The 24222-nt window shown below is 51.0% G+C and carries 28 protein-coding genes; 9 read left to right on the plus strand and 19 right to left on the minus strand.

The window, feature by feature from the left end; all coding sequences use genetic code 11:
- Positions 1–3: 3 nt before the first annotated feature.
- From ACK3CJ_RS11515 to ACK3CJ_RS11525, 3 genes are all read right to left on the minus strand, one after another.
- Positions 4–564, minus strand: coding sequence for a hypothetical protein (locus ACK3CJ_RS11515; RefSeq protein WP_409522349.1), 561 nt, complete (start codon positions 562–564; stop codon positions 4–6).
- On the minus strand, positions 561–1199 hold the full coding sequence (locus tag ACK3CJ_RS11520) for a SinI family restriction endonuclease (RefSeq protein ID WP_409522350.1): 639 nt from the start codon (positions 1197–1199) through the stop codon (positions 561–563). Before ACK3CJ_RS11520 ends, ACK3CJ_RS11515 begins: the two co-directional genes overlap by 4 nt.
- Positions 1200–1736: 537 nt before the next feature.
- Positions 1737–2615 (minus strand): LysR substrate-binding domain-containing protein, encoded by an 879-nt coding sequence (locus ACK3CJ_RS11525; protein ID WP_409522351.1) that lies wholly within the window; start codon positions 2613–2615, stop codon positions 1737–1739.
- 122 nt (positions 2616–2737) lie between these two features.
- Between ACK3CJ_RS11525 and ACK3CJ_RS11530 the strand changes: the two genes are divergently transcribed.
- Positions 2738–3664, plus strand: a complete 927-nt coding sequence (locus ACK3CJ_RS11530; RefSeq protein ID WP_409522352.1) for a DMT family transporter — start codon at positions 2738–2740, stop codon at positions 3662–3664.
- A 21-nt stretch (positions 3665–3685) separates the two neighbouring features.
- On the opposite strand, the gene ACK3CJ_RS11535 is transcribed toward ACK3CJ_RS11530, so the two are convergent.
- The 4 genes from ACK3CJ_RS11535 to ACK3CJ_RS11550 form a co-directional block, all read right to left on the minus strand.
- Entirely contained in the window at positions 3686–4918 is a 1233-nt protein-coding gene (locus tag ACK3CJ_RS11535; protein WP_409522353.1) for a type II toxin-antitoxin system HipA family toxin, read from the minus strand.
- Positions 4908–5222 carry a helix-turn-helix domain-containing protein gene (locus tag ACK3CJ_RS11540; protein ID WP_409522354.1) on the minus strand — a complete coding sequence of 105 codons (315 nt, stop codon included), beginning with the start codon at positions 5220–5222 and terminating at the stop codon, positions 4908–4910. Before ACK3CJ_RS11540 ends, ACK3CJ_RS11535 begins: the two co-directional genes overlap by 11 nt.
- 83 nt (positions 5223–5305) lie before the next feature.
- Positions 5306–5998 (minus strand): aspartate/glutamate racemase family protein, encoded by a 693-nt coding sequence (locus ACK3CJ_RS11545; RefSeq protein WP_409522355.1) that lies wholly within the window; start codon positions 5996–5998, stop codon positions 5306–5308.
- Between the two features lie 121 nt (positions 5999–6119).
- Positions 6120–6605, minus strand: a complete 486-nt coding sequence (locus tag ACK3CJ_RS11550) for a thioesterase family protein (protein ID WP_409522356.1) — start codon at positions 6603–6605, stop codon at positions 6120–6122.
- 190 nt (positions 6606–6795) lie between these two features.
- Here ACK3CJ_RS11550 and yeiP point away from each other — a divergent pair, with 190 nt between their 5' ends.
- A complete protein-coding gene (gene yeiP, locus ACK3CJ_RS11555) occupies positions 6796–7362 on the plus strand; it encodes an elongation factor P-like protein EfpL (protein WP_409522357.1) in 567 nt (188 codons plus the stop codon).
- 31 nt (positions 7363–7393) lie between these two features.
- On the opposite strand, the gene ACK3CJ_RS11560 is transcribed toward yeiP, so the two are convergent.
- Positions 7394–8266, minus strand: a complete 873-nt coding sequence (locus tag ACK3CJ_RS11560; protein ID WP_409522358.1) for an MOSC domain-containing protein — start codon at positions 8264–8266, stop codon at positions 7394–7396.
- Between the two features lie 175 nt (positions 8267–8441).
- Here ACK3CJ_RS11560 and ACK3CJ_RS11565 point away from each other — a divergent pair, with 175 nt between their 5' ends.
- Together ACK3CJ_RS11565 and ACK3CJ_RS11570 are read left to right on the plus strand one after the other, a co-directional pair.
- Positions 8442–8867 carry a GFA family protein gene (locus ACK3CJ_RS11565; protein WP_409522359.1) on the plus strand — a complete coding sequence of 142 codons (426 nt, stop codon included), beginning with the start codon at positions 8442–8444 and terminating at the stop codon, positions 8865–8867.
- Positions 8868–8903: 36 nt separating this feature from the next.
- Positions 8904–9533: a 4'-phosphopantetheinyl transferase family protein gene (locus tag ACK3CJ_RS11570; RefSeq protein WP_409522360.1), complete on the plus strand. Its 630-nt coding sequence runs from the start codon at positions 8904–8906 to the stop codon at positions 9531–9533.
- Between the two features lie 21 nt (positions 9534–9554).
- On the opposite strand, the gene ACK3CJ_RS11575 is transcribed toward ACK3CJ_RS11570, so the two are convergent.
- Positions 9555–10355: an enoyl-CoA hydratase gene (locus ACK3CJ_RS11575; protein WP_409522361.1), complete on the minus strand. Its 801-nt coding sequence runs from the start codon at positions 10353–10355 to the stop codon at positions 9555–9557.
- A gap of 211 nt (positions 10356–10566) precedes the next feature.
- Between ACK3CJ_RS11575 and ACK3CJ_RS11580 the strand changes: the two genes are divergently transcribed.
- Entirely contained in the window at positions 10567–12921 is a 2355-nt protein-coding gene (locus ACK3CJ_RS11580) for a bifunctional diguanylate cyclase/phosphodiesterase (RefSeq protein ID WP_409522362.1), read from the plus strand.
- Between the two features lie 69 nt (positions 12922–12990).
- Here the strand turns inward: ACK3CJ_RS11580 and ACK3CJ_RS11585 are convergent, their stop codons facing one another.
- The 4 genes from ACK3CJ_RS11585 to ACK3CJ_RS11600 form a co-directional block, all read right to left on the minus strand.
- Positions 12991–13380 (minus strand): tautomerase family protein, encoded by a 390-nt coding sequence (locus tag ACK3CJ_RS11585; protein WP_409522363.1) that lies wholly within the window; start codon positions 13378–13380, stop codon positions 12991–12993.
- Between the two features lie 48 nt (positions 13381–13428).
- Positions 13429–13845, minus strand: a complete 417-nt coding sequence (locus ACK3CJ_RS11590) for a MarR family winged helix-turn-helix transcriptional regulator (protein WP_409522364.1) — start codon at positions 13843–13845, stop codon at positions 13429–13431.
- A gap of 84 nt (positions 13846–13929) precedes the next feature.
- Positions 13930–14241 (minus strand): cupin domain-containing protein, encoded by a 312-nt coding sequence (locus tag ACK3CJ_RS11595; RefSeq protein ID WP_409522365.1) that lies wholly within the window; start codon positions 14239–14241, stop codon positions 13930–13932.
- The gene (locus tag ACK3CJ_RS11600) at positions 14238–14438 is read right to left on the minus strand and encodes a glutathione S-transferase (RefSeq protein WP_409522366.1); all 201 of its coding nucleotides are present in this window, start codon (positions 14436–14438) and stop codon (positions 14238–14240) included. The genes ACK3CJ_RS11595 and ACK3CJ_RS11600 overlap by 4 nt, the downstream gene beginning before the upstream one ends.
- A 71-nt stretch (positions 14439–14509) precedes the next feature.
- On the opposite strand from ACK3CJ_RS11600, the gene ACK3CJ_RS11605 reads away from it, so the two are divergent.
- The 4 genes from ACK3CJ_RS11605 to ACK3CJ_RS11620 all read left to right on the plus strand — a co-directional run bounded on the left by ACK3CJ_RS11605 (position 14510) and on the right by ACK3CJ_RS11620 (position 18105).
- The gene (locus tag ACK3CJ_RS11605) at positions 14510–15514 is read left to right on the plus strand and encodes a GlxA family transcriptional regulator (RefSeq protein WP_409522367.1); all 1005 of its coding nucleotides are present in this window, start codon (positions 14510–14512) and stop codon (positions 15512–15514) included.
- A 136-nt stretch (positions 15515–15650) separates the two neighbouring features.
- Positions 15651–16400 carry a hypothetical protein gene (locus ACK3CJ_RS11610; RefSeq protein ID WP_409522368.1) on the plus strand — a complete coding sequence of 250 codons (750 nt, stop codon included), beginning with the start codon at positions 15651–15653 and terminating at the stop codon, positions 16398–16400.
- Positions 16401–16570: 170 nt separating this feature from the next.
- On the plus strand, positions 16571–17365 hold the full coding sequence (locus ACK3CJ_RS11615; protein WP_409522369.1) for a lipase family protein: 795 nt from the start codon (positions 16571–16573) through the stop codon (positions 17363–17365).
- Positions 17356–18105 carry a hypothetical protein gene (locus ACK3CJ_RS11620; protein WP_409522370.1) on the plus strand — a complete coding sequence of 250 codons (750 nt, stop codon included), beginning with the start codon at positions 17356–17358 and terminating at the stop codon, positions 18103–18105. The genes ACK3CJ_RS11615 and ACK3CJ_RS11620 overlap by 10 nt, the downstream gene beginning before the upstream one ends.
- A gap of 144 nt (positions 18106–18249) precedes the next feature.
- Here the strand turns inward: ACK3CJ_RS11620 and ACK3CJ_RS11625 are convergent, their stop codons facing one another.
- The 6 genes from ACK3CJ_RS11625 to ACK3CJ_RS11650 form a co-directional block, all read right to left on the minus strand.
- Positions 18250–19212 carry an MBL fold metallo-hydrolase gene (locus ACK3CJ_RS11625; protein ID WP_409522371.1) on the minus strand — a complete coding sequence of 321 codons (963 nt, stop codon included), beginning with the start codon at positions 19210–19212 and terminating at the stop codon, positions 18250–18252.
- A gap of 65 nt (positions 19213–19277) precedes the next feature.
- Positions 19278–19919, minus strand: coding sequence for a maleylacetoacetate isomerase (gene maiA, locus ACK3CJ_RS11630; protein ID WP_409522372.1), 642 nt, complete (start codon positions 19917–19919; stop codon positions 19278–19280).
- The gene (locus tag ACK3CJ_RS11635) at positions 19916–20935 is read right to left on the minus strand and encodes a fumarylacetoacetate hydrolase family protein (RefSeq protein WP_409522373.1); all 1020 of its coding nucleotides are present in this window, start codon (positions 20933–20935) and stop codon (positions 19916–19918) included. Before ACK3CJ_RS11635 ends, maiA begins: the two co-directional genes overlap by 4 nt.
- A 48-nt stretch (positions 20936–20983) precedes the next feature.
- A complete protein-coding gene (locus ACK3CJ_RS11640; protein WP_409522374.1) occupies positions 20984–22108 on the minus strand; it encodes a homogentisate 1,2-dioxygenase in 1125 nt (374 codons plus the stop codon).
- An 89-nt stretch (positions 22109–22197) separates the two neighbouring features.
- Entirely contained in the window at positions 22198–22401 is a 204-nt protein-coding gene (locus ACK3CJ_RS11645) for a DUF2783 domain-containing protein (RefSeq protein ID WP_409522375.1), read from the minus strand.
- 30 nt (positions 22402–22431) lie between these two features.
- Complete coding sequence (locus ACK3CJ_RS11650; RefSeq protein ID WP_409522376.1) at positions 22432–24108, minus strand: FAD-dependent oxidoreductase; 1677 nt, start codon at positions 24106–24108, stop codon at positions 22432–22434.
- Positions 24109–24222 lie beyond the last annotated feature (114 nt).

Here is a 24222-nt window from a genome sequence, read left to right on the forward strand (position 1 = left end):
TTTTCAAAAGGTTCCGTCGCGATTTTTTGCTATGAAGAGGGTCTCGAATGTCCTAACATCCAGCAAGAATGACGATTTAGCATTGCGGTCTTCGGGACTTTGCCTGTGCACATAATGATGCTCAGGCGCGCCCGACTCTATCATGGCCACGATAGCACTGAAGGGTAACCGAAAAACTCCACCAAGATATTCCACCTCATTTTTCTGCCATCTGGTTTGTGTCCAATCCAGCCAGAAATAGATAACAATGTCTGGATACAAGGCTTGATAACGCTCGTAGTCCTTCCGATTGAAGGTGACAGTGAAGCGTGGATCCATATTGTAACGGCTGACGGTGAAAAATGGCGTATTTTGCGTCTTCAGATCGGCTAGGGCGCCTTCGACAATCAGATCTGGCACGGTCTTATCATCGATTTTTTGTGGGTTAATGCTTGCATTGATTTTGAGTTTACCACGGCAAATGGATACAAATTTTTCTTCCAGCTTCTCGCCATGAAGGTACCACCAGCCTCGGTCTTCAGTGTCGTGGGGAACAGCCTGATTTCGATCTTTGCCTGTGTTCACTTTAAACCTCCTAAGTAGTCCTTGACGTATTTCTTGAAGGCGCTTTCTGAAAGCTCCTTGCGAAGTGAAACATCAGGAAAGGCTTCCCAATTCGACCCAACTCTCCTAGAGAATGTTCGGTGCCACTTCTCTATGGTCGTTCCTAGGCGAATTGCGCTTGAAGAGGAATTTTCTGAGTTATCCCGATTTTTTACTTGCAGAAGTCGCCAAGGCTCACCGCTAGTAGAAGGAGGCTCGATAAAGTCTACAGCCTTTACCAAAGCACCCGAGCACCAGAGCCAGCCTTTAGGTTCCATCACGGACGCAAGATAACGTTCCAGCAGATCTCCGATCAAGTTTTCTGCACCCATAGAGAGCGCATGCTCCCACTTAATACGCTCTACATCAGCCTTATCAATGTCGAAATATGAAACAAGTATCACGGAAACCATCTCATCTGGTACGGTTTCAGGTGGCTTAGGAACTCTTGGGTTACGCGACGCCGCGAAATTATGGGCCTGCCGACTGATGTAGTCCACTGACCCTAATGATGGTGCGTTTTTACCACGCATCCCCGAAGCAGCAGCCGGGTGGCTGGCGAGGAAGTTGATGATTCCGACGTACTGCTCCACTAGCGACGGATTGATCTGATTCATTGTTGTCCTAGCTACGTGTTCTGCATTTTTTATAAAAGTCATTACTACTGCTCTATGTGATTAGGTGCGATGTTACAGTTACTATCTAACATCGCTCTAAAGGACTACTACTAATCTTTTTTAGTGGGCTTAGGAAGTTATATAAACATAGAAGATCTATCCTCACCACCAGTGGTGTACTGTAGTGGTTGTAGTGGTCAACTAATACCACCAATATACTGTGTAAGCATACAATTCCCGGGGTTCGTATGGCAGTAAGCCTATTCATCGAATCCTTACGCACTGAAAAAACATACATAGATCGGCTGTCTGAACGTAAACAACTGGTAATTCAGATGCTTTATGGCAGTGGTTTGTTGCTGGGCCAAGATTTACAGACCGTCAGACACGCTACCGCCCGGCCGGTGCTCCATCACAGCAAGTTGGTACATCTGAGTTGTCTGGTTGAAATTACCCTATCTTTCTTGTGGGTGCAATGTACGAATGGGTCTGGGATGAGTGAATAGATGATTCAAAACCGTATACCAGCTACTCGGATTACTGCCTGTACGCTAGCGCCTGTGACCTCAGCCAAGTGATGGTTGCCAGCTTGAATGAATCAAACTCTCGCCCTTCTGGGTATACAAGATAAAAGCCTTTATCATCGGGTTGCGCCAATTCCATCAGCACAACCAACTCTTGCTGGCCCAGGTGGGATTCCAGCAATATCCTGGGTGCAATGCAGATTCCCTGCCCTGCTACCGCGGCGTCAATTGCCATACTTGTCTGGTTCAGGTGCAAAATTTTATCGATGCGTAACTGATCATTTGTTCTCGCCAGATGCTCCCAATGACCATGGGAATCTTCAATCAACCGATGATGTGTGAAGTCTTCAATCTGGTTAATTTCAGGATGGAGATCTCGGTAAGCCGGATTGGCAACAGCGCACAATAGGCTGTCAGTCAGGCGCTCAAAATGCAGTCCTTTTCCCAGCGCTGAAGCCTCTCCGTAACGCACCACAAAATCAACATCATCGTTACGAAAGCTACTCACTGCCTCACTTGCCGAGATGCGAAGATCAATATCCGGGCACGCCTGATGAAAGTCAGCGAGCCGGGGTATTAACCATTTGGCCCCAAATGAGGGCGGCACACTGATCACGACTTGTCGATGTGTTGTCGTAATCCGCCGTAGCGCATCGTCCATTATGCCCAGACCGGCAACTACTGCACCATATAAGCTGCTGCCCTCATCAGTCAGCTCTACCCCTCTTGGCTTTCTCACAAACAGAGAGATACCCAGATCTGTTTCCATACGTCGGATTCTTTGAGCGACTGCGCTCTGAGTCAGGTGTAGCTCTTCTGCAGCCTTACGAAAATTCAGGTGCCTGGCTACCGCTTCAAAGATACGTAATCCATTCAGGTTTGCTGCTCTCATGTCTCACCTTGAGTGTAGATTTTCTTCAGTCTAGCACAAGAAATTCGCGTTTGTTCTTACGGTCTTGGGGGAACACACTTTGTCTTACTAACTATCCATTCAGGCAAGTAAGCAGGCTATATATGCGCACATTGACTATTATCGCTTTCATCACGCTTGGCGTGATCTGGGGCAGTAACTTCATCTTTATGAAATGGGCTGCAGAGGTTATCACTCCCAGCCAGACCACGCTGTTACGCGTGTTGTTCGGGTTTCTGCCACTGTTTGGATTCGCACTGTGCATCAAAGCGTTGAAATGGGCTGATCTGCGTCACTGGTATCATTTCGTTGTGATGTCACTGCTCGCAACCGCCGTGTATTACTTGGCTTTCGCCAAGGGTACTGCGCTTTTGCCTTCCAGTGTCGCCGGTATGCTCAGTGGCTCTATACCGCTGTTCACTTTTCTGGCTGCACTGATATTTCTGCGCGACGAACCTATCAATCGGAGCTCAATGAGTGGCACTGTGCTTGGGTTTATCGGTGTGCTTATCATCGCTCAGCCATGGAACAGTTCAGGCTCTGTCAGCATTGAAGGTGTGCTCTATATGCTGGGTGGCGCTTTATGCGTCGGAGTGTCTTTCGTGTATGCGAAGATATTTATCAAACCGCTGGAGATCGCTCCGCTGGCATTGGCTACTTATCAGACAGGATTCGCCACGATCCTTCTGTTTGCGACGACTGAAACCAGCAACATATCCTTCATTCTTGGGGATCTGAAAGCACTGATTGCCATGGTGATCGGTCTTGGCATACTGGGTACCGGGCTCGCGTATATCATCTACTATTTTCTGGTCAATCAGATGGGTGCCATAGCTGCTTCCGGTGTCACTTATATTCCACCGATAGTTGCCTTGCTGATCGGATTCACCCTGGTTGGAGAAGATATTAGATCATCGGATTTACTGGCAGTGGTCTTGATTCTAACAGGGGTATGGCTGGTGCAGCGCGCACGTATTCAGATGGAGAAAGCACCCTTGTCTGCTACGAGATGCTCTGAGAGTCGAGTGTAATCCCGGCTAACATCCCTCTGTTTATCTGGTAGTGCGATCCAGCTCCATCACCTCCGTCAATATCCGACAGTCCGCTTCAGACAACTCTGCCTGCTCGGCATAGTCTCGCCACTGGCGTGTCACTTTGGCGATCTCTTTGATAATGCTTTCTGCCTGGATTGTCGAAAGCCCAAAGTGCTGAGAGGCAGACAGCGCATTTTCAAGTGAGCTTTCGCGCCCCTTCTGCCCCACTCCTATCGCTTGAAGATGAAACTGACCAGGCTGAGGAACAACATCATAGGCAGGTGTCAGGCGGTAATGATGATCAGATATGTTCTTCAGCAGCCCATGATTGCGCAGATGATCATCCGAGTTGCCCACCAGGATATTAAAAACCATTCTGCGGAACAGTTCGGTTTTATCCTGTTCTGCCCTATCACCAATCTGGTCAATCAGGCTGGCCAGACGCGGGTATGCGTACTGGACAGGTACGTCATCCACCCGCACTCGTGGCTGGTACATCAGGGCGTGCGCACTGATAAAGTGTAAACGTCGTCCTGCCGCGGTTTGATCAAATCGCCGGACCAGCAGCACATGCCTTCCACCGGCTCTGATCAGACGGGTATGGCAGGCATTGATACCGCACTCTCTCATCATCAGATAACACATCTGCTCGGCTGCCGCCTGATCAAACAGATCTTCTGGCCTGTTGAACTTGGCAATCCATAAAGCTCCCATCTCATCCTGCACAACAGACTTTGGCCTTGCTCCGCCCATGGATGAACCCGGCTCAAAAAGCCGGACAACTTCTGGCGTCAGAAGGTTACTTTCCAACAGGTCACTGATCCCTTTATCCAAAGCCAGCAGATGCTTTAAAGACTCGAACTCAGGGGTGGATTTGGGTCGGGTACGAGAGAGCGAAAAGCTCAATGCGCCCACACCGGCTCCGCGTGTTGCCAGCAGCTCTTCAACGGCATTGCGCGGCGTGCGCTTGTGCAGCGTATACATCAAACGCTTGCCCCAGTTATCAGGGCCTGCATCCAACAGAACGGCAGGTATCTGATTCTGCCCGGCAAATATCTGTGGCGTATTAACCAGCGGCAGGTTGATAGGGTCAAATGCAAAAGCATCCGGCCGGTTCAGGTATGACTTACCGTAAAAGAAGACGCTGCGTCGCGATTCCAGTATCAACCGCCCTGCCAGTACAGACTCCTCCTCATCGGGCAGCTCGACGAATACATACGCGCTGAATATTTCGTCATGCTCAGAAGTCATTGTCATACTCTTTTCGGCTCTGCCGGATTCTACGTGGCAGATCAAAGTTCAATGCGAGCAGGTCCTGCTCCGGCTCGATGATATGAGCAAGCGCTTCCACCCGTCCGTAGAGTGCCAGCAGGGTTGCCAGGTTGCCCATCGTCACACCTGGATAGCCCTGTTCAATTCTGCGGATGGTAACGCGAGATAACCCTGTGCGAGCCTGAACCTCTGCCTGCGTCCAGCGCCGGCTCTTGCGTGCAATCTGAAGATGTTCGCCTAACTGCTGCAATGCAATTTCAGATGGGGATGACAGATTTTTCATAGAATGAATACCATAATGTTCCTTATAGCGCTTAAAGGAAACTATAGTATTCATTTATGTATGATGCAAATAGACGCTGAAACTTAAGCCAGCGCCTCTCTGACTGCCCGGGCCGCATGAATCGCGGTGGTGTCATACAGGGGTGTTGTTGTATCCGATGGGCTGACCAGTAATGCAATCTCGGTACAGCCGAGGATGACGGCCTGCGCACCGCGTTGCTCAAGTGAGGCGATAATCTCGAGATAACGTGTGCGTGAGCTGGACTCGATCTTGCCCAGACACAATTCGGAGTAGATGATGCGATGCACATCATCACGTTCAGGCTCATCCGGTACCAGCACCTCGATACCGAAATGATCTTCCAGTCGGGAGCGGTAAAAGGGCTGCTCCATCGTGAAGCGTGTGCCCAGTAGTCCAACCCGCTGAATCCCATCCTGCCTGAGTACTTCGGCGGTGGCATCGGCAATATGCAGTATCGGGATATCGATAGCCGCCTGGATCTGATCGGCAACCTTGTGCATCGTGTTGGTACAGATCAGCAGAAAATCAGCGCCACCCGCTTCAACCGAGCGTGCTGCTTCACTCAGAATTCGTCCTGTTTCATCCCATTCACCACGATGCTGCAGGGCTTCGATCTCAGCAAAGTCGACGCTGTGAAGCACCACTTTGGCTGAGTGCAGGCCACCCAGCGCCTGTTTGACGCCCTGGTTGATTGCCTGATAGTAACTGACGGTAGATTCCCAGCTCATGCCGCCCAACAAACCGATCGTTTTCATTGTCTCTCCCTGTTGTTTATGGCACGCAAATAAATGACAGCTAAGTTAATGATACGTAAGTTAATGCCACGTAACTCTTATTACTCGAAATAATGGATTAAGTTCCCTTTAATGAGCAGAATCATTCAGATTTGCGCCGGATGCCGATCACCCTGCCCGCCTTGTCGGGTCGTGGTAGGTTGTGGTGTGCTGCCAGTAACTGATCAACCTGCTGCTGAACCCCTGGCGGGAAAGGCGCTGCTCGACGCTCGGCCATGCCGACGTGCATGGTGATCACCTCATTCGTAGCGGCCAGCCAGCCTTCAGTGGCGTGGATCATCTGATGGAAAAAGTGCAGACGCTTGCTGTCAGCATCCAGCAGTTGCGTATAGATCAGATAGGGCTCATCGCACTGCAACTCACGGTCATAGGTGACATGCATCTCGAGCGCAAAGGATGATCCACCCTCTCGTGTCGGATACTCTGCATCCATCCCCAGATGAGCCAGCAGCGCGTCAGTGGCGTGGTCAAATGCCAGTACATAATAAGCCACATTCATATGCTGGTTGTAATCGATCCACTCGGGCAGTACCTTGCCCTCACCCAGTAAGAGAAGCTGCTCAGACATGTTTCAGAATCCTCAAAAAAATCTGTATTCAGAGATCGAATCATAACCCGGAGTGGAATACAATTCGCCACCGGCAGTTATGACTGTCGCCAAACAGACTCCAGAGCCTACTCAACTGTACAGGTGTCGATCCGATGCACCCGGGATAAGAGTCGGCCGGCCAACAAGACAACTTTCTGAGAAGAAAACCATGCCAAAGGCATCTGAAATCAAACGCGGCCATGTCGTCGAGATCAACGGCAACCTCTATATAGCCCAGACTGTCGATGTAAAAAGCCCCTCGGCACGTGGTGCTGCAACGCTGTATAAAGTGCGCTTCAGCCAGGTTCCCGGCGGCCGCAAGCATGAAGAAACCTATGTTGGTGACGACATCATCAAAGATATACAGCTGGAAAGGCGTCGTGTTTCCTACCTGTACCGTGAAGACAATCTGCTGACCTTTATGGATGCAGAGGACTATAGCCAGTACGGCATCGATCAGGAAACCATTGAAGATCAGATTCCATTCATCTGTGATGGTATGGATGGCCTGATGGCCCTGCTGGTCGATGGCAACATGATCGCTCTGGCCCTGCCACCAACGGTGGTGATGGAGATTATCGAAACCGTACCGGCGATGAAGTCTGCCAGTGCTACCAGCCGCACCAAACCTGCCCTGTTCGCGACAGGTCTGGAGCTTCAGGTGCCTGAGTACCTTGAAACTGGCGACAAGGTGAAGATCAATACCGAAACCGGCAAGTACCTGTCACGGGCTTGATGCACTGTTGAAACTCAGGCTGCCGCGCCACTCACTCGGCCAGCAGCCTGTCACCCACTGCTATTCTTACACCCTCTCCTGATGACAAAATGGCATTCTGCCCAAAGAATGCACCTTTGAGTGTCGGTTGGGTATTCATCGCAGCCAGCGTGCGCAAAGGCTCGGCAGGCTCTGAGATCTGCCCCGTTTGTTGATCGACGGTGGTAATTTTGCAACGCTGGCAGGGTTTGCGTATCCCCAGTTCATATGCCCCGCTCTGCTCTCTCACTTGCTTCCAACCATCCTCCGCAAAGGGTTGCCCTGCACCATCAATATCACGCAGCACGATACTGGGACGAAAGCGCTCCATACCCACCGGGCTGGCACCACGCTCACGTAACTGTTGATTCAATGCATCAAGAGACGCTTCAGTGGTAATCAAAAAAGGAAAACCATCAGAAAAGGCTGTATGGGCTTCTTCATCCTGTAAATAGTTGGGGTCAACGTTCCTCCGGGTATCATCGGCAAAGCGAACCAGATGCAGCTTCTGCCCCTTGAACTCACCCAGTACCGTCGTCAGCCAGGTGGATGCCTCATCACCGGCATCCAGCGCTTTGCACTGATCACCCCACACCACAACATCGCGCTGAACGGATGCCTCCAGTTGCAGCGGGACTTTGAGATCATCAAACCCTTTGAGATCATCAGCATCAGGATTCGACAACACCAGTGACTGATCCGATAGTGCCACTCGAATGGTCGCCATCTTGGGTATCTGGCGCTGAGTAACAAAATGACCCTCATCATCCACGATCATCCAGTTACGATCATGGGCCAGCCCACGAACACCCAACTGAGCGTCGTTCAATGAGATTCCCTGCAGGGATTTAACGGGATAGATAGTCAGCGCAACCACTTCAAACATTATCAACATCCTGTGACTGAATACGGGCGGGAAGCGATTGATTGTAGCGAGATATATTCAGTAATTAAATGCAGGATCGGGAGTTGAGGCGAAAATCTCCATCGGCTGCTAGAATTCTGAATCAACACGACTACTACAACTTATTCTTCCTCAATCAGTAATCAAGGAGTGAACCATGTCAGAACAACAGACCTTACAGGGGCAATGCCTTTGTGGAGCCGTCAGTCTGGAAGCGACTGTTCAGAACCAGAGCGTTGGCGCCTGCCACTGCAGCATCTGCCGTAAATGGGGTGGTGGACCACTGATGGCACTGGAATGTGGAGATGATGTTAAATTCGGCGGAGAAGCGCATATCGGGGTATTCAACTCATCAGAATGGGCCGAGCGTGGCTTCTGTCGTGATTGTGGCACCCACCTCTTTTATCGTCTTAAGGGGGGCGGCTTCCATGCCATTCCGGCTGGGTTGTTTGCGAATGAGCAGTGGCAGTTTGACCATCAGGTATTCATTGATGAAAAACCGGCCTATTACGACTTTGCCAATACAACGAAGAACATGACAGGTGCCGAGGTGTTTGCACAGTTTGGTGCGTCTCAGGAGTGAGCAGGAGATGTCAGGCGATGTCATGGGTAAGTTGGCGTGATTGAGTGCATCTACCATGTTATTGAACCTGACAGCCCCCTGCCGCGTCACTGGCTGATGCCTGATGAGCTGCAGTATCTGGATGGAGTCAGCAGCAAACGGCAATATGAGTTTTGTTATGGCAGAGCGTTGGTACGATCCTATCTGTGCACACAACGCCAGATACCCTTCCACGACGTCATCATCTCCCTCCCGACCGGGACTGCACCTGAGCTTAGTGTGGCGGGTCTGGATTATCCCCTGTCGATCAGCCACTCTGGTAATGCCATCGGCGTGGCTATTGGGGTGGCTATTGGAGTGGTTATTGGAGGAGCCATCAGCGCAGATCAGGCGGTCGGACTGGATATAGAAAGGATGAAAAAAAGACGCTATCTTTCTGATTTTTATAAACAGTTCGGAATATTCAAAGAAGTACCGAAATCACTTGTCGACTTTTATCAGACCTGGACTGCCGGGGAGGCCTACAGCAAACTCAGTGGCACTCCCCTGCTTCAGGTGCTGGCAGAGCCTTTGCCAACTCAGTTGCTGACAGAGCACCGGCAGTTGGACGATATCATGCTCTGCCTGTGCTACCGAAAACCTGCCAACATAAACTGGCATCTAATCGCTCAGTTGCCAGACAGATAGCAGTCAGACAGCTTTGATTAGCTACTCTTTATCCTGCTCCCAAACCGGGTGACGCTTCTCGATAAAAGCAGCGATCCCCTCTTTGGCATCGTCAATCTGCAGATTCTTTGCCATCACCTCGCTGGTCAGCGCATAGGCATCCGGCTCACTCATCTCCAGTTGCTGATAAAAAGCCTCTTTGCCGATACGTAGTGTGTTACCCGATTTGGCTGCAATTTTATTGGCCAGTGCCCAGGTCTCCTCCTGTAGCGCATCATCCTCCACCACCTGACTGACCAGTCCATAAGCGAGCGCAGTATTCGCGTCGATAGGATCACCCGTCAGCAACAGTTGCATTGCCTGCTTGGGTTGCACATTACGTGTCAGCGCCACCATTGGTGTAGAACAGAACAGGCCGATATGAACACCCGGGGTCGCGAAGCGGGCTGAGCGAGCTGCCACCGCAAGATCGCAGCTCGCCACCAACTGACAACCAGCAGCCGTTGCCAGGCTTTGAACACAGGCAATCACTGGCTGCGGCAAGCGCCGAATACTCAGCATCAACTCACTGCAACGGTTGAACAGCATCTGATGGAAGACCTGATCAGCACATGAGACCTCTTTAAGATCATGTCCGGCACAGAACACCGGGCCATTGGCTGATAAGACAACCACGCGGATGGAAGGCGTTGCTGCTATCTGGTCCAGCTCGGCCTGGAGGGTCGCGATCAAATCAAGTGACAGGCTGTTGCGGGCCTTAGGTCGATTGAGGGTCAGCCAGGCTACGCCTTTCTCATCCATGCGTAAAAGCTGTGTGTCTCCCAAAGCAGTGGCAGAGGTCATGCTATATCCTTTTATTATTTATTGATCCAGCTTACCTTTATCATATTAGAAATTCTTTATCTACGGCTGTTTCAGTTGACAAGCTTCCGAATGAGACATAACCTTTTAGTTGTTGTTGATATAAACAAATAGCAAAATTGCATACATGCTTCAGTGTGCCTCCGGCAGTTATCTGCCATATTAGTACTAATTAACCTGAGGGTCTGAGGCATTGATCAGGTCATTACGGAATCGCCTCTCGCTGTTGGTTGGCCTGATAACCCTACCCGGTTTTCTGGCCATCTCCGTCGACATGCTGGAAAACCGGCAGCAAGCGCTATTAAACCTTGAGCACCAGGTCGAGGTAACAGCCAATGAACTGGCTGCTTTGCAGCGCAGGATTCTCACCGACACCGAAGCCTACCTGACTTATCTCGCTCAGTTACCTGAAGTCCAGGACCCGGCTGCACCTGCCTGTGGTGAGTTTCTGGCAAAGATACTCAAACTCAATACACAGTTCGTGAATCTTGGCGTACCTCTCGCCAACGGTGATCTGCTATGCAACGCACATCCGTTGAATCGTCATATCAATGTATTTGATCGCCCCTATTATCAGGATGCGCTGACCAACAGACGTTTCTCTATCGGTACTTTTCAGCATGATCGCGCCGCCAACACAACCAGTATCAATTTCGGCTATCCGGTCACCGACGCAACAACTGACGAGGTACGTGGGGTCGCTGTTGCAGTTGTTTCGCTGGCTTGGTGGACTCACTACCTTGAATCCAGCAATCTGCCTGAATCCAGCACCGCTTTTATTACTGATAGCCAACGCACAATGGTAGCGAACTACCCCGCCAACCCGGATGAGCTGGGTAAAACAGTTACGGATATCAATGGCCACTCCCAGGCAGAGCAACTGATCGGTGTGGACGGCATCAGGCGGATGAAGTATTCCATTCCACTACTGCACAATAACGATGAGGAGTTTTTCGTTGTTACCATCGGTGTACCGACTGATACCGTGCTGCAAAGGATCAATCATCGCTTTTATTTCTCGCTGTTCCTGTTTTCACTGGTCATGCTGGGTATCTACCTGATCAGCTCCCGATTGCTTAAGAATGGAGTGCTGGAGCCGATTGCTGCGCTCACTGAAGCCAGCCGCAAGCTACAGCGCGGTATTTTCGAGCCCAATAAAGCCAATGAAGGCGTTATCGAACTGGTGCAATTAAAACGGCATTTTGAGCAGATGGCAGAAACGCGACTGGAAGCCGAGCGGCAAATATGGATCCAGGCCAATATCGATTCGCTGACCGCCCTGCCGAACCGCTATATGCTCAACTATCAGCTATCCCAGACTCTCGATCATGCAAAACAGAAGGATCAACAACTCAGCCTATTGCTGCTTGATCTGGATAATTTCAAGGATATTAATGACACCCTTGGTCATGAGGCCGGTGACAAACTGCTTCGCGAGGTGGCGGGTAGACTGAAAGGCGTGATCAAGGAACCGAACCTGCTGGCCAGACTTGGTGGTGATGAATTCACCATTGTTCTCACTGATTTCCACGACGCGAACCGAATCAATGAGCTCTGTGAGCAGATACTTGAACAGCTGGCAGAACCGATTCAGGTAGATGAACATCGCCTTTTCATCACTACGAGTATCGGGGTTGCCCTCTACCCTGCTGATGGAAGAACTGTGGAAGAAATGCTCAAATCCGCAGATCAGGCGATGTTTGCGGCCAAGCATGATGGCCGAAACAGGCTCAGATATTTCGACCCGGCAATGCAGCAAAATATTCTGCACAAGCAAGAGTTGATCAGCGATCTACGAGACGCCATGGATACCGAACTGGTCGTGTACTACCAGCCGATACTCGATTGTGCATCGCATCGGATCACGAAAGCAGAAGCGCTGATAAGGTGGCAGCATCCTGAAAAAGGGCTGATCAGCCCCGCTGAATTCATTCCACTTGCTGAAGAGTGTGGGCTGATAATACCCATCGGACAAAAAGTATTTGATCAGGTGTGTCAGGATCTCCCCGCTCTGAAGCAGAAATACGGCGCGGCACTCCAGGTAAGTATCAACGTTTCACCGATACAGTTTGCTCATGAGAAAACGCAACTGACCGACTGGGTTCACAACCTCGATGCGCAAGGCTTGTTGTGCAGTGACATTATTGTCGAGATCACAGAGGGGGTCATGCTGGATCCCAATAGCGAAACCATCAAAAAGCTGGTGGTGTTTCAGGAGCGTGGCGTTCAGGTGGCATTGGACGACTTCGGTACGGGCTATTCATCGCTTGCCTATATCCATCGATATGACATTGACTATCTGAAGATAGATCGCCGCTTTATCAGTAACCTCAGTCCGCACTCTGATGCACTGGCACTGTGTGAAGCAATGGTGCTGATGGCGCATAAGCTGGGTATTCAGGTGGTAGCGGAAGGTGTCGAGACAATCGAGCAGTCCGACCTGATCCGAAGTGTTGGCTGTGACTTCATTCAGGGCTACCTGATATCGAAGCCACAACCGCTGGAGGTGCTGATTTCAAATCAAAAGGGTGTGACTTCCTCTTCCTGAATGAGTCATCGTTGATTACCTCACGAGGATGCTATTTGATTAAGTCCGACAGGCTACTGGTACCGACTTTTATAAATGATATCGGTACTCTTGAGTCTTACCTCCGTATCCGTATGCAGTAGCCCGTACGTCTTGAACGTAAACATAGCTGACCTCATGCAGATCTCCGAGCAATTTCCTGAACCCATCATATGCGGCATGGATATACTCGATTTTCTCAGCTTTGGTGTTTGTCTCATCTGTGATTTTGATATCAAAGTAGACACTGTTTTTGCCGAGTTCTGATAGAGATTTTCCACCAATGATCCAGTCTTCAGGGTCAACGTAGTCGATTACAATTGACGTTACTTCCGGTCCTTTCTTGAGGATGCTCTTTGTGAGATCCATTAAGAGGCCGGAAATAGATCTTGTCATTTCCGGAGATTTTTTCGCACTCACTTTGACGTTGAGAATCGGCATAGTTGATTTCCTTTAGTTAGCTTTGCAACTATATAGATAAAAAAACACTCACTTTAAGGCGGAGCGAACACCACGAACCTTGGTCACCGTATCAGTAAAAACTTCTTGTCCGATGGCGTTCTTAATTCTTGTCGTCACAACCCCGCTAGCTTCATTGAGCGCCCCATGAATTTCGACCGCAACCGCTGTCGGCTGGACCGTTTGCTCACGGCCATCGTGTTTGGAACTTATGCGCTGAATAAAGCCTTTCGCAGCAAGAGCATCTAGTGCACGTGTTGCAGTGGGGCGTGATATGGCCATGGATTCAGCAATTTCACGCTGAAGCAACCCAGGTCTATCCAACACAGTCCGAAGCATAAATGCTTGGGGCGGTGTTAACCCAAAAGGCGCAAAGGCATCAGCCCACTCTCTCTCCAGTTGGCGAGCCAGCGCTGTTGTATTGAAGTAGAGGCAATATTCAAACATAGCAACAGTGTAGCTCCACGTAGTTAGCTATGCAACTATATGCATAGAGAAAACGCAAAGCACCTGTCTTGACTGATGTCGACATCAGACACTCCCCTCTTTTTCAACCACAAGTACTCTGGCCTCACCCATTGGATGCGCAACGTGCTCGGTACCTGAAGATGCAAAGAAAATATCGCCGGTGTTCAACACAACAGCGCATTCCTTCCCTTGCTGTCGAAAGCGCATCTCTACCTTGCCATCCATCACTGCAAATACCTCTTCACCATCATTGATATGCCAGCGATAGGGCTGATCTGTCCAGTGCAGTCGTACAGAGGCTCCCTCAATCAAACAGATATCCATTGCACCCCAGGCGTGTGGAGCTGTGAATTCATGAGACCGGATAATTTTCATTCCTTGCCTCGCTTTGTAGTTTCCAGACTTTTCAGCATTTCATCAAACAGGCTGGTGGACTCAATAAACTTATCCCGACACCCAGGATTACAGAATCCGACAGTCATTCCACGATACAGGGCTAATGCCTCAGCGCTGACAGGATTACCCGACCAGGGACAGTGGCTGTTGATGCAGTTTTCAAGTTTCAGAATCATCGCGTGCACCTCATGTGTTACTTGATCATTTCCGCTAGCTTAATCCGAACAGTCATGGCATAAATGACAAGATGTCCACTAATACTGCCAAACCAACAAACACCAGCGAGTCACCCAGACGACTCGTGTTTATTCTGTTTCCGGAAGCTGTGCTGCTGGATATTGCAGGACCGCTTCAGGTATTTCATCAGGCGCGATCCGATAATAGTGATACACCCTGTTATGAACCGATTTTCGCCTCTGTTGAAGGTGGAAGAGTCGCAACAGATACCGGTGTGACTTTTGATACGGTAACACTGGAGCAAGCCGCATCCTGCCCGATCGATACCTTGCTGATTGCCGGTGGCCGCAGTGCACTGGCAGCGGCAACCGATAAGCGACTCACCGACTGGATTGCAACCCAAAGCCAGCAGGTAAGGCGCGTGGGCTCTGTCTGCATGGGCGCATTTATTATGGCGGCGGCTGGTATTCTGGACCACCGGCGCGCCGTAACTCACTGGCGTTGGTGTGAGCAACTGCAGCAGAGCTACCCGCTGGTGCAAGTCGATGCCGCCCCAATCTATGTCAGGGATGGGCATATCTGGTCTTCAGCAGGTGTATCAGCGGGGATAGATCTGGCACTGGCTATGGTTGAAGAGGATCTTGGTCATACTGCTGCAATGCAATTGGCTCAATCGCTGGTGATTTTTGTTAAACGACCCGGCGGGCAGGCACAGTTCAGCAATCTGCTCAAGAGCCAGATAAATGATGGCCTTGGTCGTTTCGATACATTACACGCCTGGATTATCGAGCATCTTGCAGAGGATCTCAGCATTGAATTGCTGGCTGAACAGGTCAGCATGAGCCCACGAAACTTCTACCGCAAGTATAAGGAGATAACGGGGCTATCTCCTGCGCGCGCCGTTGAGCGGTTCAGACTTGAAGAGGCACAGCGGCTGCTGACGACCACGAAGCAAAGTATCGCCAGCATTTCACGCCGCTGTGGCTTTTCCGGATATGAGGGGATGCGACGCTGTTTCATGCGCCATATTGGGGTATCACCTCAGGATTACCGGGAAAGGTTTGGGATGCTTTGACCGGACCTTGGACATGGCATGGACGGTAAAGTATGCCAGCATCCCGACTTTACAATCATAAACGTTTGTTTTAGTTTATTGCGCTGCTCTGCAAGGGTGTATCGCAGAGAATAGCATCATGGAATAAGGAAATAAGATGCCAATTGCTATAAGCCCAATACGTACTTTATTGATTTGCAGCCTTGGACTCCTGCTCAGCGCATGCCAGGACTCAAGCCTTGATTCCCCTGCCTCGACAGCCTCTGATACAAAGCGAGAAACTGCCACAACAGTTTGCCAAGAGTTTAACGACGGACTGGTTTATAACGCTGAATTTGCCAAGGTGTTTTCGTTGGAGCCTGCAAATGCCATAGAGCTGGATCCGGGCTTGATGGCGGTCAGAATATATTGGACTGAGCTGGTTTATCAGCCTGACTCTCCGAAAATGCAAATACAGTTGTATCTAGAGCCAGAAGTAAACCTTCAGTTCCCGAAAGATGAAGGGACAGGCAATCGCATAGAGTTTCTTGTGCGTAGTGGCTTTCGCTATTTTCCACATGGAGCTGTGCCTTTTGAGAGGAGCAATGATGAATTTAATCATCGCTATGTTATTGAAGACGACACTGGAGTTATGTCGGCCCCTCTCTATCGCTATCGCACTAATCTCACACGTAGTGGCATTCAAGCGATTGAGCTTGGGACTACGTTTATCAATAACCCAGTGGTTTATCTGTATATCGGTGAGTCGCCTGTTGATGGAAGTCAGGAGTCAGATATGTTCAACCGCTTGTCTCAAGACAAAGAATACGATCCTGACGAGTTCCTGAAACTACACATCCCATCTGAGCTCAGCCCTATCATGAAATCACCTTATCGCTCCTGCCAAGGTGCAACGGCGAGCCGGTGAGGGTTTGATTACTCTGGTAGTTGCTGGCCTGATGCAGTCGTTAAGTGCTTGCAAGCAATGTAGCTAAATCTGTCAGTAGACGTTATTCATAAAACCATTTATTTAAATGTAATTTTACATCCCGCAAGGAAGTAATGCGGATCAGGCAATCAAGGAACAGGGAGAGCACGATGCCAAGTATTTTAGACCTCGCCAAAAGCTGTGAAGCCAGTTATAGCAATGATCCGAATCTTGCTGGCTGGATACGTGAGGTGCGTTATAACCCCAAGGCAAGCGGCTTTTCCGGTGTGTTATTTTTCCGCGAAACCTCTACAGGTGACGAAGCCATTCTGGCCTTTCGTGGAACAGATGGTCTCCTAGATCATGACATGGTCAGCAATATCAACTTCGTTAGGGGTCGCATGGTACGGCAATACCCTGATGCTCTGGCTGCATTAAGGGACGCCAGTGAAAAAGTTGGACCTCAAACAGATTTGTACATCACAGGCCATTCCCTAGGAGGTGGTTTAGCGGCCCTGTGCTCTGTGGACAAATGGCGTCGTGGGGTGCGTAATATTTCCACCGTGACGTTCAATGCCCCGGGTGTAACTCGAAGCGCACGCTACCTCTGGGGTAAAGGTTCCGTATTCTATGCGCGAGATCGAGTCATGAATGGCCTTGACGCCTACTACAATACTCATCGAAAAGCCCTTCATGTTCAAACAGAAAACGATCCCATATCGCACTTTGGCATACCTACCATACAACGACTCCTGACCGTCCCTGACTTGGAATGCCATGCAGCGGCTCAAGAGAATGTACGTTATCACTATCCAGACTTTAAGCGTTCAACGTACTTTCGACAGAGCGGCACAATGTTATTACGGCAGAAAACCAGCACAGCCCTTTGTGCTCATAGCATTAGTAATCTTGTTAAGGTACTTGAGCGAGACCCCATTTATCAGGAGCCGATCGAATGGTCATAAGCCCTATGCGCGCTTTACTCATGTGCAGCCTTGGGCTTCTGCTCAGTGCCTGCCAGGATTCAAGCCTTGAGTCTCAGGCCAATACTGCCCCACCTGTCTCTGATACCGAGATAGAAACTGCGACAACAGTTTGCCAGGAGTTTAACGACGGACTGGTTTATAACGCTGAATTTGCCAAGGTGTTCTCGCTGGAACCTGCAAACGCCATAGAGCTGGATCCGGGCTTGATGGCAGTCAGAGCCTACTGGACTGAACTGGTTTATGTACCTGATAGTCCAAAGATGCAGTTACAACTTTACTTAGAGCCCAGTGCGAATTTGCAATTCCCCAAGGATGAAGGGACTCATAGCGTCATGGAATACTTGGTTCGAAGTGGTTTTCGTTATTTTCAACATGGGAATATCCCCTTTGATGTCAGCAATGATGAATTCAACTTCCGCTATGTCATACAGGATGGTGATGAGCTGATGTCCTCCTATTTACATCGCTATCGTACAAACCTTACCAGCACAGGCATACAGGCAATCGAACTCGGAACAACTTTTAGAAAAAATCCGATAGTGTATCTTTATATTGGCGACGAGCCCCCACCTGATAATCGACAAAATTTAGGAGCACTACAACACGGATTGGCAGTGGGTAAAGCTCATGATCCTGCGCGTTACCTGAAACTGCGTATTCCTGCTGAACTAAGTTCCGTGATGCAAGCACCATATCGTTCTTGCCAGAACACACGGTGAGACAGTTAGCCTTCGAGTGGATCAGCGCCAGCTTTACTATCGATAGCTCTCGCTCAGCCAGGCTATGCTTGTTGCCAGATAAATAGGACCTAGCTGGCGGTGCTGCGTGACTATCAGAGCAGCACCAACCAGCTCCAGGCAGAATTAATCCTGCAGCTTATCCCAGACTTCCTGATCACGCTCCGCTGTCCAGATGCGTGGCCAGTCGATGTCGTCGAATTCGTCCCACAGGCGCTGCACATCGAATGGCAGGCAGTGTTCGAAGATCGGCCACATGCCGAACTTGGGTGCCAGGTGCTCGTGAGTCTGCTCGAAGGCTTCCTTCAGTGTGCCACCGCGCTTGTGTACTTCACCCACTTTTTCGATCATACCGGTGAGGAATCCACGGGTCTGTTCGATGGCTGCATCCACTTCGGCACGACCACGGGCCACTGCACCACGGCCACCCACCAGCACTTCTGCTTCGTAGGATTTGACCTTGTCCAGTGTTTTGCTGGCCCAATCGAAGTGGAAAGCATCACCGGTGTAGAGTGCGGCTGCCGCTTCAACCAGATCGCCTGCAAAGAGGACTTTCTGTTTTGGTAACCAGGCAACGATATCACCGGCGGTGTGACCACGACCACAGTACTCCAGAATCAGGCTGCCGCGATCGCCACCCAGAGGGATTTCGAGACGATCGCTGAACACGATATCCGGATGAGTCAGGCCAGGAATACCATCAGGCTCACGGAACAGGCGTGGCATGCGGCCATACTCGCTGGCCCAGTCTTCATTTCCACGTTCGTCGATCAGGAACTTGGTTTTTTCATGCGCGATGATGCTTTCAGCCTTGAAGGCAGATGCACCCAGCACACGCACCGCATGATAGTGCGACAGCACCAGATATTTGACCGGTTTATCGGTATGTTCGCGCAGCATCTCCAGCCAGTCGTTTGCGGCTTTGGGCGTGGCGCGCGCTTCAAACGCGATGATGAAGTCTTCCGCTTCGATTGCGCCGACATTGGGGTCGCCTTCAGCAGTCAGTGCGAAGATGCCGTCGCCAAGAACTTCGAGGATCTCTTTTTTGTCGCCGAGATCGGCGGATGATGCAAAGGGCTTTTTAGCCATGATTATTTCCTGTTGTCGGATTAAGCCGAATTATGTCGAACTATTATTTCGAGTTAAGTCAGATCTCAAGCACCGGGCTGCAGATCAGGATGCGCCCTACTGAACGCCTCCAGCTCTTCACAGGCTGCATGGATACGACGGATAGTCGGGAAATCGCTGAGATCGCATTTGAACCGGTTTGCGTTGTATACCTGAGGGACAAGGCAGATATCTGCGAGTGTCGGGCTGTCGCCCTGACAGTACACACCTGTTTCTGCGCTGCTTGTCAGGTGCTGCTCCAACGCCTGAAAACCGGCCTGTATCCAGTGACGGTACCAAGCGGTTTTCTGCTCTTCCGAGATACCGAATTCAGCGACCAGATATTTCAGAACGCGCAGATTATTCACCGGGTGAATATCGCAGGCGATCAACTGCGCCAATGAGCGAACACGTGCACGTGCCAGAGGTTCAACCGGTAACAGACGCAAGGTGTCCGGGTAACGCTCTTCCAGATACTCGATAATTGCGAGCGACTGGTTGATGATCGCGCCCTTATCTTCCAGGATGGGGACCAGACCCTGAGGGTTGCGCGCCAGGTGGGCCTCGCTGCGATGCTCGGCCTCCAGCAGGCTGACTGGAATCTGTTCGTACTCCAGCCCTTTCATGTTCAGCGCGATACGCACGCGATAGGCTGCCGACGAGCGGCAGTAATCATAGAGCTTCATCATGCTTGCCCTGTGTATTTGACAACCCTCTGGTCAATCGCACCGAAGATGCTCTGCCCTTTCGCATCTTTAACATCGATACGCACACGGTCACCAAAGCTCATGTAGGGAGTTTTCGCAGCGCCGCTGTTGATCGTCTCGATCATTCGAACCTCGGCGATGCAGGAGTAGCCCACGCCACCATCTTCGATCGCAGAGCCGTGTTCCGTATCCTGTTTGTTGGACACGGTGCCTGAGCCGATAATCGCGCCGGCACCCAGTGGGCGTGTCTTGGCCGCATGGGCGATCAATTGCGGGAAGTTGAACACCATGTCGGTGCCACAATCTGCCTTACCGAATGGCTTCTCGTTGTACTCCACCAGCATCGATCCATGCAGGCGTCCATCCTGCCAGCTGTTACCCAGTTCGTCCGGAGTGACAGCAACGGGTGAGAAGGCGCTTGATGGCTTGGACTGGAAGAAACCGAAACCTTTGGCCAGCTCAGCCGGAATCAGATTGCGCAGGGATACGTCATTCACCAGCATCACCAGACGGACCGTATCAGCCGCTTTTTCAGCGCTGACACCCATGGGTACATCGCTGGTAACGACGGCGACTTCTGCTTCAAAGTCGATGCCCCACTCTTCGCTCTCCATCAGAATGTCGCCGCTTGGCGCCAGGAAAGTGTCAGAACCACCCTGATACATCAGTGGATCGGTCCAGAAGCTGGGTGGCATTTCAGCATTTCGCGCCTTGCGCACCAGCTCTACGTGATTAACATAGGCTGACCCATCACACCACTGATATGCACGCGGCAACGGGGAAGCCAACTGATTGATATCCAGATCAAACGAACCGACTACTTCACCTTCATTCAGTGAAAAATAGATGCGCTCCAGCGCAGGTGCGACGGTATCCCAGTTGTCGATCGCGTATTGCATGGTTGGTGCAATGTTATGCACTTCAACGGCCAGTTTGAGGTCACGAGACACAACGACCAGCTTGCCGTCGCGTCCTTGATTGAGAGATCCAAGTTTCATATGTTCACCCTGTAAAATGCTTATCTTGAGATTGCCTGTCGTTGCCGGTTACTTCGGCTTCCAGGAATTCACGTAATTGATATCTTCGACCTGATTGAAGGCTGCTGTGTGTTCCAGCGGATCGCGTGTGTCGATCATCATCGCCACTTCATCGGTCATTTTGCCGGCATTACTTTCGGCTGCGGCATAGGCTTTTGGATGCGGGCCATGTGTAAAGCCGCAAGGATGGAAAGTGATCATCCCGGCACGGATATTGTCACGGCTGAAAAAGTTACCCTGATGATAGAAGAGCACTTCATCATAATCATCATTGTTATGAAAATAGGGTAACTTCAGCGCACCGGGATCGGTCTCCATCGGGCGTGGGCAGAAAGTACAGACCACAAAGCGCTTTGCCACCCAGGTGGTGTGCGCACTCGGCGGCAGATGGAAACGGTGGCTCATCAACGGGCGGATATCGCGCCAGTTCAGTTTCACCACACACAGATCACCGTGCCAGCCGATGCAGTCGAGTGGGTTATAGGGATAGGTGATCTCGGTGATCTGATCTAGACGTTTGACCCGGATAGTCCACTCGTTTTCATCCTGCTGCGCTTTGAACAGATCATTGATATGCGGGCGATCCAGCACACCAGCATCGAAGATTGCGTGCTGCCCTACTGCTCCTTTCTCCGGCAGTTGGTAGGCATCATTGGTCGCTTCCGTGAGCATCATGAAGATCGGCGCGGTAGGCTCGATACGCCACAGGGTGCCACGTGGAATCACAATATAGTCACCCTCACTGAAGGTGAAATGGCCATAGTCGCAGAAGAACTCACCAGCACCTTCGTGGATGAACAGCAGATCATCGCCATCCTGATTACGGAACAGATGATCCATCGCCTGATCGCAGCGCCAGGTACGCACCTTGCACGCCGCATTATGCAGCAGCAACACGGCATCTGCCGGACTGTCTGCCCGGTTGGAAATTTCGTTGATATCGGCGGAGCGTGGACGCAACGGCCCCTCCATCCGTGTCCAGCCGGTCGGCGCATGCTTGTGATGCATCTGCGTGGCTGGGCCGAAGAAACCCTCACGACCGACCTCACGGTCAAAGGTCCCTGCGGGCATATCGCAGTGAGCCTGACGCGTGGTTTCACCCTCGATCACGGGGAAGTGAATCCATTTTTTCATGTATCACCCTATTGTTAAACAATACTTACAGCAAAGAAGTGCCCGGCATCTGACGCGCCAGTGCACTGTGTCGTTTTCGTCACTGGCGGTTAATGAACCGCCGTTGTCTTTTTAGCGATCTGCATCGCTTCCGACAGTACCGCCTGATCGCCGATATGGTTGCACAGCAGCAGGATCAGCTTGGCGTTGATCTCGGCGCTCTGCTCCATTGACAGGTCACGGTGCAGATCCGTCAGCTCCTGATAGAAATCATCTGGCTCAGGCAGGTTCGGGTCAGTTATCAGTTTAGTCATGTTTCTCTCTCTTATTCTGTCTTGACAGCATCACTGAGCCGTTGCCTTGCGGATTGCAGCAGCAACGCGGTTGTTATCAAACTGGCGCATTCTGGCACAGACATGCTGATCCGGGCGCATCACATAGAAAGTGCCCGGCGTGGCATCAAAACGCTCCTTGACCACACCCAGGGTATCCACCAGCAATTCAACACCCTCTGGCAATGGCAGGTCGATCTGGTGCGAACAGATCAGGAAGCTCTTCAGCGGAATTTTCGCCTGATAGAGAGCCGCCAACTGATCCAGCACGGACTGAGTCAGATCACGCTTACCTTCAATAAACAGCAGACCGTTGAACTGATTGCCCAGCTGTTCGAGCAGATAACTCTCTTGCCCTGCCCGATTGACTGGCCCATCGGTACTGGGCGCACCCGGCACCATCTTGCCGACAAACGCCTCCTGATCCAGCGTATTCAGCGATGAGTGCGTGTACACCGCAGGCAAAGATAGACGGCCAGAGTTGACCAGGCGGCGGGCAAACGGGTAGTCCCGCGCAAGGCTCAGCGTGGCATCGCGGAAAACGCGACTGATCTCGTTCTTTGGTGTGATGAAGTCGGTTGAACGGGTCGAGTTCAGGATGTTCTCATCTGCCGCATACACGCGCTCATCCGAATAGGTATCCAGCAGTGCATCCGGAGCGCGCCCCTCCATCACCAGCTTGAGCTTCCACGCCAGATTATCGGTGTCCTGCGCACCGGAGTTGGCACCACGTGCACCGAAGGGCGATACCTGATGTGCAGCATCACCGGCAAAGAAAATACGGCCCTGGCGGAAGTTGTCCATGCGGCGGCAGGTGAAGGTATAAACACTCGCCCACTCCAGCTCAAATTCGACCTCTTCACCGAGGAAGGCACGCACGCGGGGAATGATATTCTCCGGTTTTTTCTCCTCTTCCGGATCGGCATCCCAACCCAGATCGAAATCGATACGCCAGACATTGTCGGATTGACGATGCAGCAAGGTGGACTGTCCTTCATGGAAGTGCGGATTGAACCAGAACCAGCGCTCAGGTGGGAAGTTGCTCGGGTCCATCACCACATCGGCAATCAGGAAGCGATCCTTGAAGATCTGTCCTTTAGACTCCAATCCACACTGACTGCGGATTTGTGAGTTAGCACCATCACAGGCGATCAGGTAATCACACTGCATCTGATAGCTGCCTTCCGGCGTCTCAACAGTCAGTGTTGCGCCCTGCTCATCCTGCTTCACCTGGGTGACTTTGTTCTTCCAGCGCAGATCGATACCACCCAGTTCATGGATGCGATCCACCATGTACTCTTCGAGATAATACTGCTGCAGATTGATGAATCCGGGGCGGCGATGATGCTCTTCCGGCAGCATATTAAAGGTGTAAACCAGATCACGATCAAAGAAAACCTTACCGATATTCCAGGTCACACCCTTATCAACCAGACGCTGACCAATACCCAGGCGATCCATAATCTCAAGAAAACGTTTCGCGTAGCAGACAGCACGCGAGCCGACACTGACAGTGTTGTTATCATCCAGCACGACAACGGGGATATTCTGCAGCGCCAGATCCAACGCCATTGCCATGCCGATCGGACCGGCACCGGCCACGATTACCGGATGGCGTACAGGTTCAGCCGCATCCTGGTCCTTGGAACGAATATAGTCATATTCGGGGAAGGTATAGGTGTTCAGCATCGTCGCTCTCTTCTTTCTTGTTTTTGTAGGTTCACTATATCTGACCTACCTTACCCAATTTTGATCCGGGGATAATCCCGACAGGGTGAAGAAGATTATTTCTTTACAGGAAAG

It is taken from the genome of Nitrincola salilacus (genome assembly GCF_046271865.1).
In the GTDB taxonomy this organism is placed as follows: domain Bacteria; phylum Pseudomonadota; class Gammaproteobacteria; order Pseudomonadales; family Balneatricaceae; genus Nitrincola; species Nitrincola salilacus.

What these genes read in the sequence shown, in the direction of transcription:
- ACK3CJ_RS11520 (WP_409522350.1), bottom strand. Translation starts at nt 1,199, where the DNA reads ATGAATCAGATCAATCCGTCGCTAGTGGAGCAGTACGTCGGAATCATC.
- ACK3CJ_RS11525 (WP_409522351.1), bottom strand. Translation starts at nt 2,615, where the DNA reads ATGAGAGCAGCAAACCTGAATGGATTACGTATCTTTGAAGCGGTAGCC.
- ACK3CJ_RS11530 (WP_409522352.1), top strand. Translation starts at nt 2,738, where the DNA reads ATGCGCACATTGACTATTATCGCTTTCATCACGCTTGGCGTGATCTGG.
- ACK3CJ_RS11535 (WP_409522353.1), bottom strand. Translation starts at nt 4,918, where the DNA reads ATGACTTCTGAGCATGACGAAATATTCAGCGCGTATGTATTCGTCGAG.
- ACK3CJ_RS11540 (WP_409522354.1), bottom strand. Translation starts at nt 5,222, where the DNA reads ATGAAAAATCTGTCATCCCCATCTGAAATTGCATTGCAGCAGTTAGGC.
- ACK3CJ_RS11545 (WP_409522355.1), bottom strand. Translation starts at nt 5,998, where the DNA reads ATGAAAACGATCGGTTTGTTGGGCGGCATGAGCTGGGAATCTACCGTC.
- ACK3CJ_RS11550 (WP_409522356.1), bottom strand. Translation starts at nt 6,605, where the DNA reads ATGTCTGAGCAGCTTCTCTTACTGGGTGAGGGCAAGGTACTGCCCGAG.
- yeiP (WP_409522357.1), top strand. Translation starts at nt 6,796, where the DNA reads ATGCCAAAGGCATCTGAAATCAAACGCGGCCATGTCGTCGAGATCAAC.
- ACK3CJ_RS11560 (WP_409522358.1), bottom strand. Translation starts at nt 8,266, where the DNA reads ATGTTTGAAGTGGTTGCGCTGACTATCTATCCCGTTAAATCCCTGCAG.
- ACK3CJ_RS11565 (WP_409522359.1), top strand. Translation starts at nt 8,442, where the DNA reads ATGTCAGAACAACAGACCTTACAGGGGCAATGCCTTTGTGGAGCCGTC.
- ACK3CJ_RS11575 (WP_409522361.1), bottom strand. Translation starts at nt 10,355, where the DNA reads ATGACCTCTGCCACTGCTTTGGGAGACACACAGCTTTTACGCATGGAT.
- ACK3CJ_RS11585 (WP_409522363.1), bottom strand. Translation starts at nt 13,380, where the DNA reads ATGCCGATTCTCAACGTCAAAGTGAGTGCGAAAAAATCTCCGGAAATG.
- ACK3CJ_RS11590 (WP_409522364.1), bottom strand. Translation starts at nt 13,845, where the DNA reads ATGTTTGAATATTGCCTCTACTTCAATACAACAGCGCTGGCTCGCCAA.
- ACK3CJ_RS11595 (WP_409522365.1), bottom strand. Translation starts at nt 14,241, where the DNA reads ATGAAAATTATCCGGTCTCATGAATTCACAGCTCCACACGCCTGGGGT.
- ACK3CJ_RS11600 (WP_409522366.1), bottom strand. Translation starts at nt 14,438, where the DNA reads ATGATTCTGAAACTTGAAAACTGCATCAACAGCCACTGTCCCTGGTCG.
- ACK3CJ_RS11605 (WP_409522367.1), top strand. Translation starts at nt 14,510, where the DNA reads ATGTCCACTAATACTGCCAAACCAACAAACACCAGCGAGTCACCCAGA.
- ACK3CJ_RS11610 (WP_409522368.1), top strand. Translation starts at nt 15,651, where the DNA reads ATGCCAATTGCTATAAGCCCAATACGTACTTTATTGATTTGCAGCCTT.
- ACK3CJ_RS11615 (WP_409522369.1), top strand. Translation starts at nt 16,571, where the DNA reads ATGCCAAGTATTTTAGACCTCGCCAAAAGCTGTGAAGCCAGTTATAGC.
- ACK3CJ_RS11620 (WP_409522370.1), top strand. Translation starts at nt 17,356, where the DNA reads ATGGTCATAAGCCCTATGCGCGCTTTACTCATGTGCAGCCTTGGGCTT.
- ACK3CJ_RS11625 (WP_409522371.1), bottom strand. Translation starts at nt 19,212, where the DNA reads ATGGCTAAAAAGCCCTTTGCATCATCCGCCGATCTCGGCGACAAAAAA.
- maiA (WP_409522372.1), bottom strand. Translation starts at nt 19,919, where the DNA reads ATGATGAAGCTCTATGATTACTGCCGCTCGTCGGCAGCCTATCGCGTG.
- ACK3CJ_RS11635 (WP_409522373.1), bottom strand. Translation starts at nt 20,935, where the DNA reads ATGAAACTTGGATCTCTCAATCAAGGACGCGACGGCAAGCTGGTCGTT.
- ACK3CJ_RS11640 (WP_409522374.1), bottom strand. Translation starts at nt 22,108, where the DNA reads ATGAAAAAATGGATTCACTTCCCCGTGATCGAGGGTGAAACCACGCGT.
- ACK3CJ_RS11645 (WP_409522375.1), bottom strand. Translation starts at nt 22,401, where the DNA reads ATGACTAAACTGATAACTGACCCGAACCTGCCTGAGCCAGATGATTTC.
- ACK3CJ_RS11650 (WP_409522376.1), bottom strand. Translation starts at nt 24,108, where the DNA reads ATGCTGAACACCTATACCTTCCCCGAATATGACTATATTCGTTCCAAG.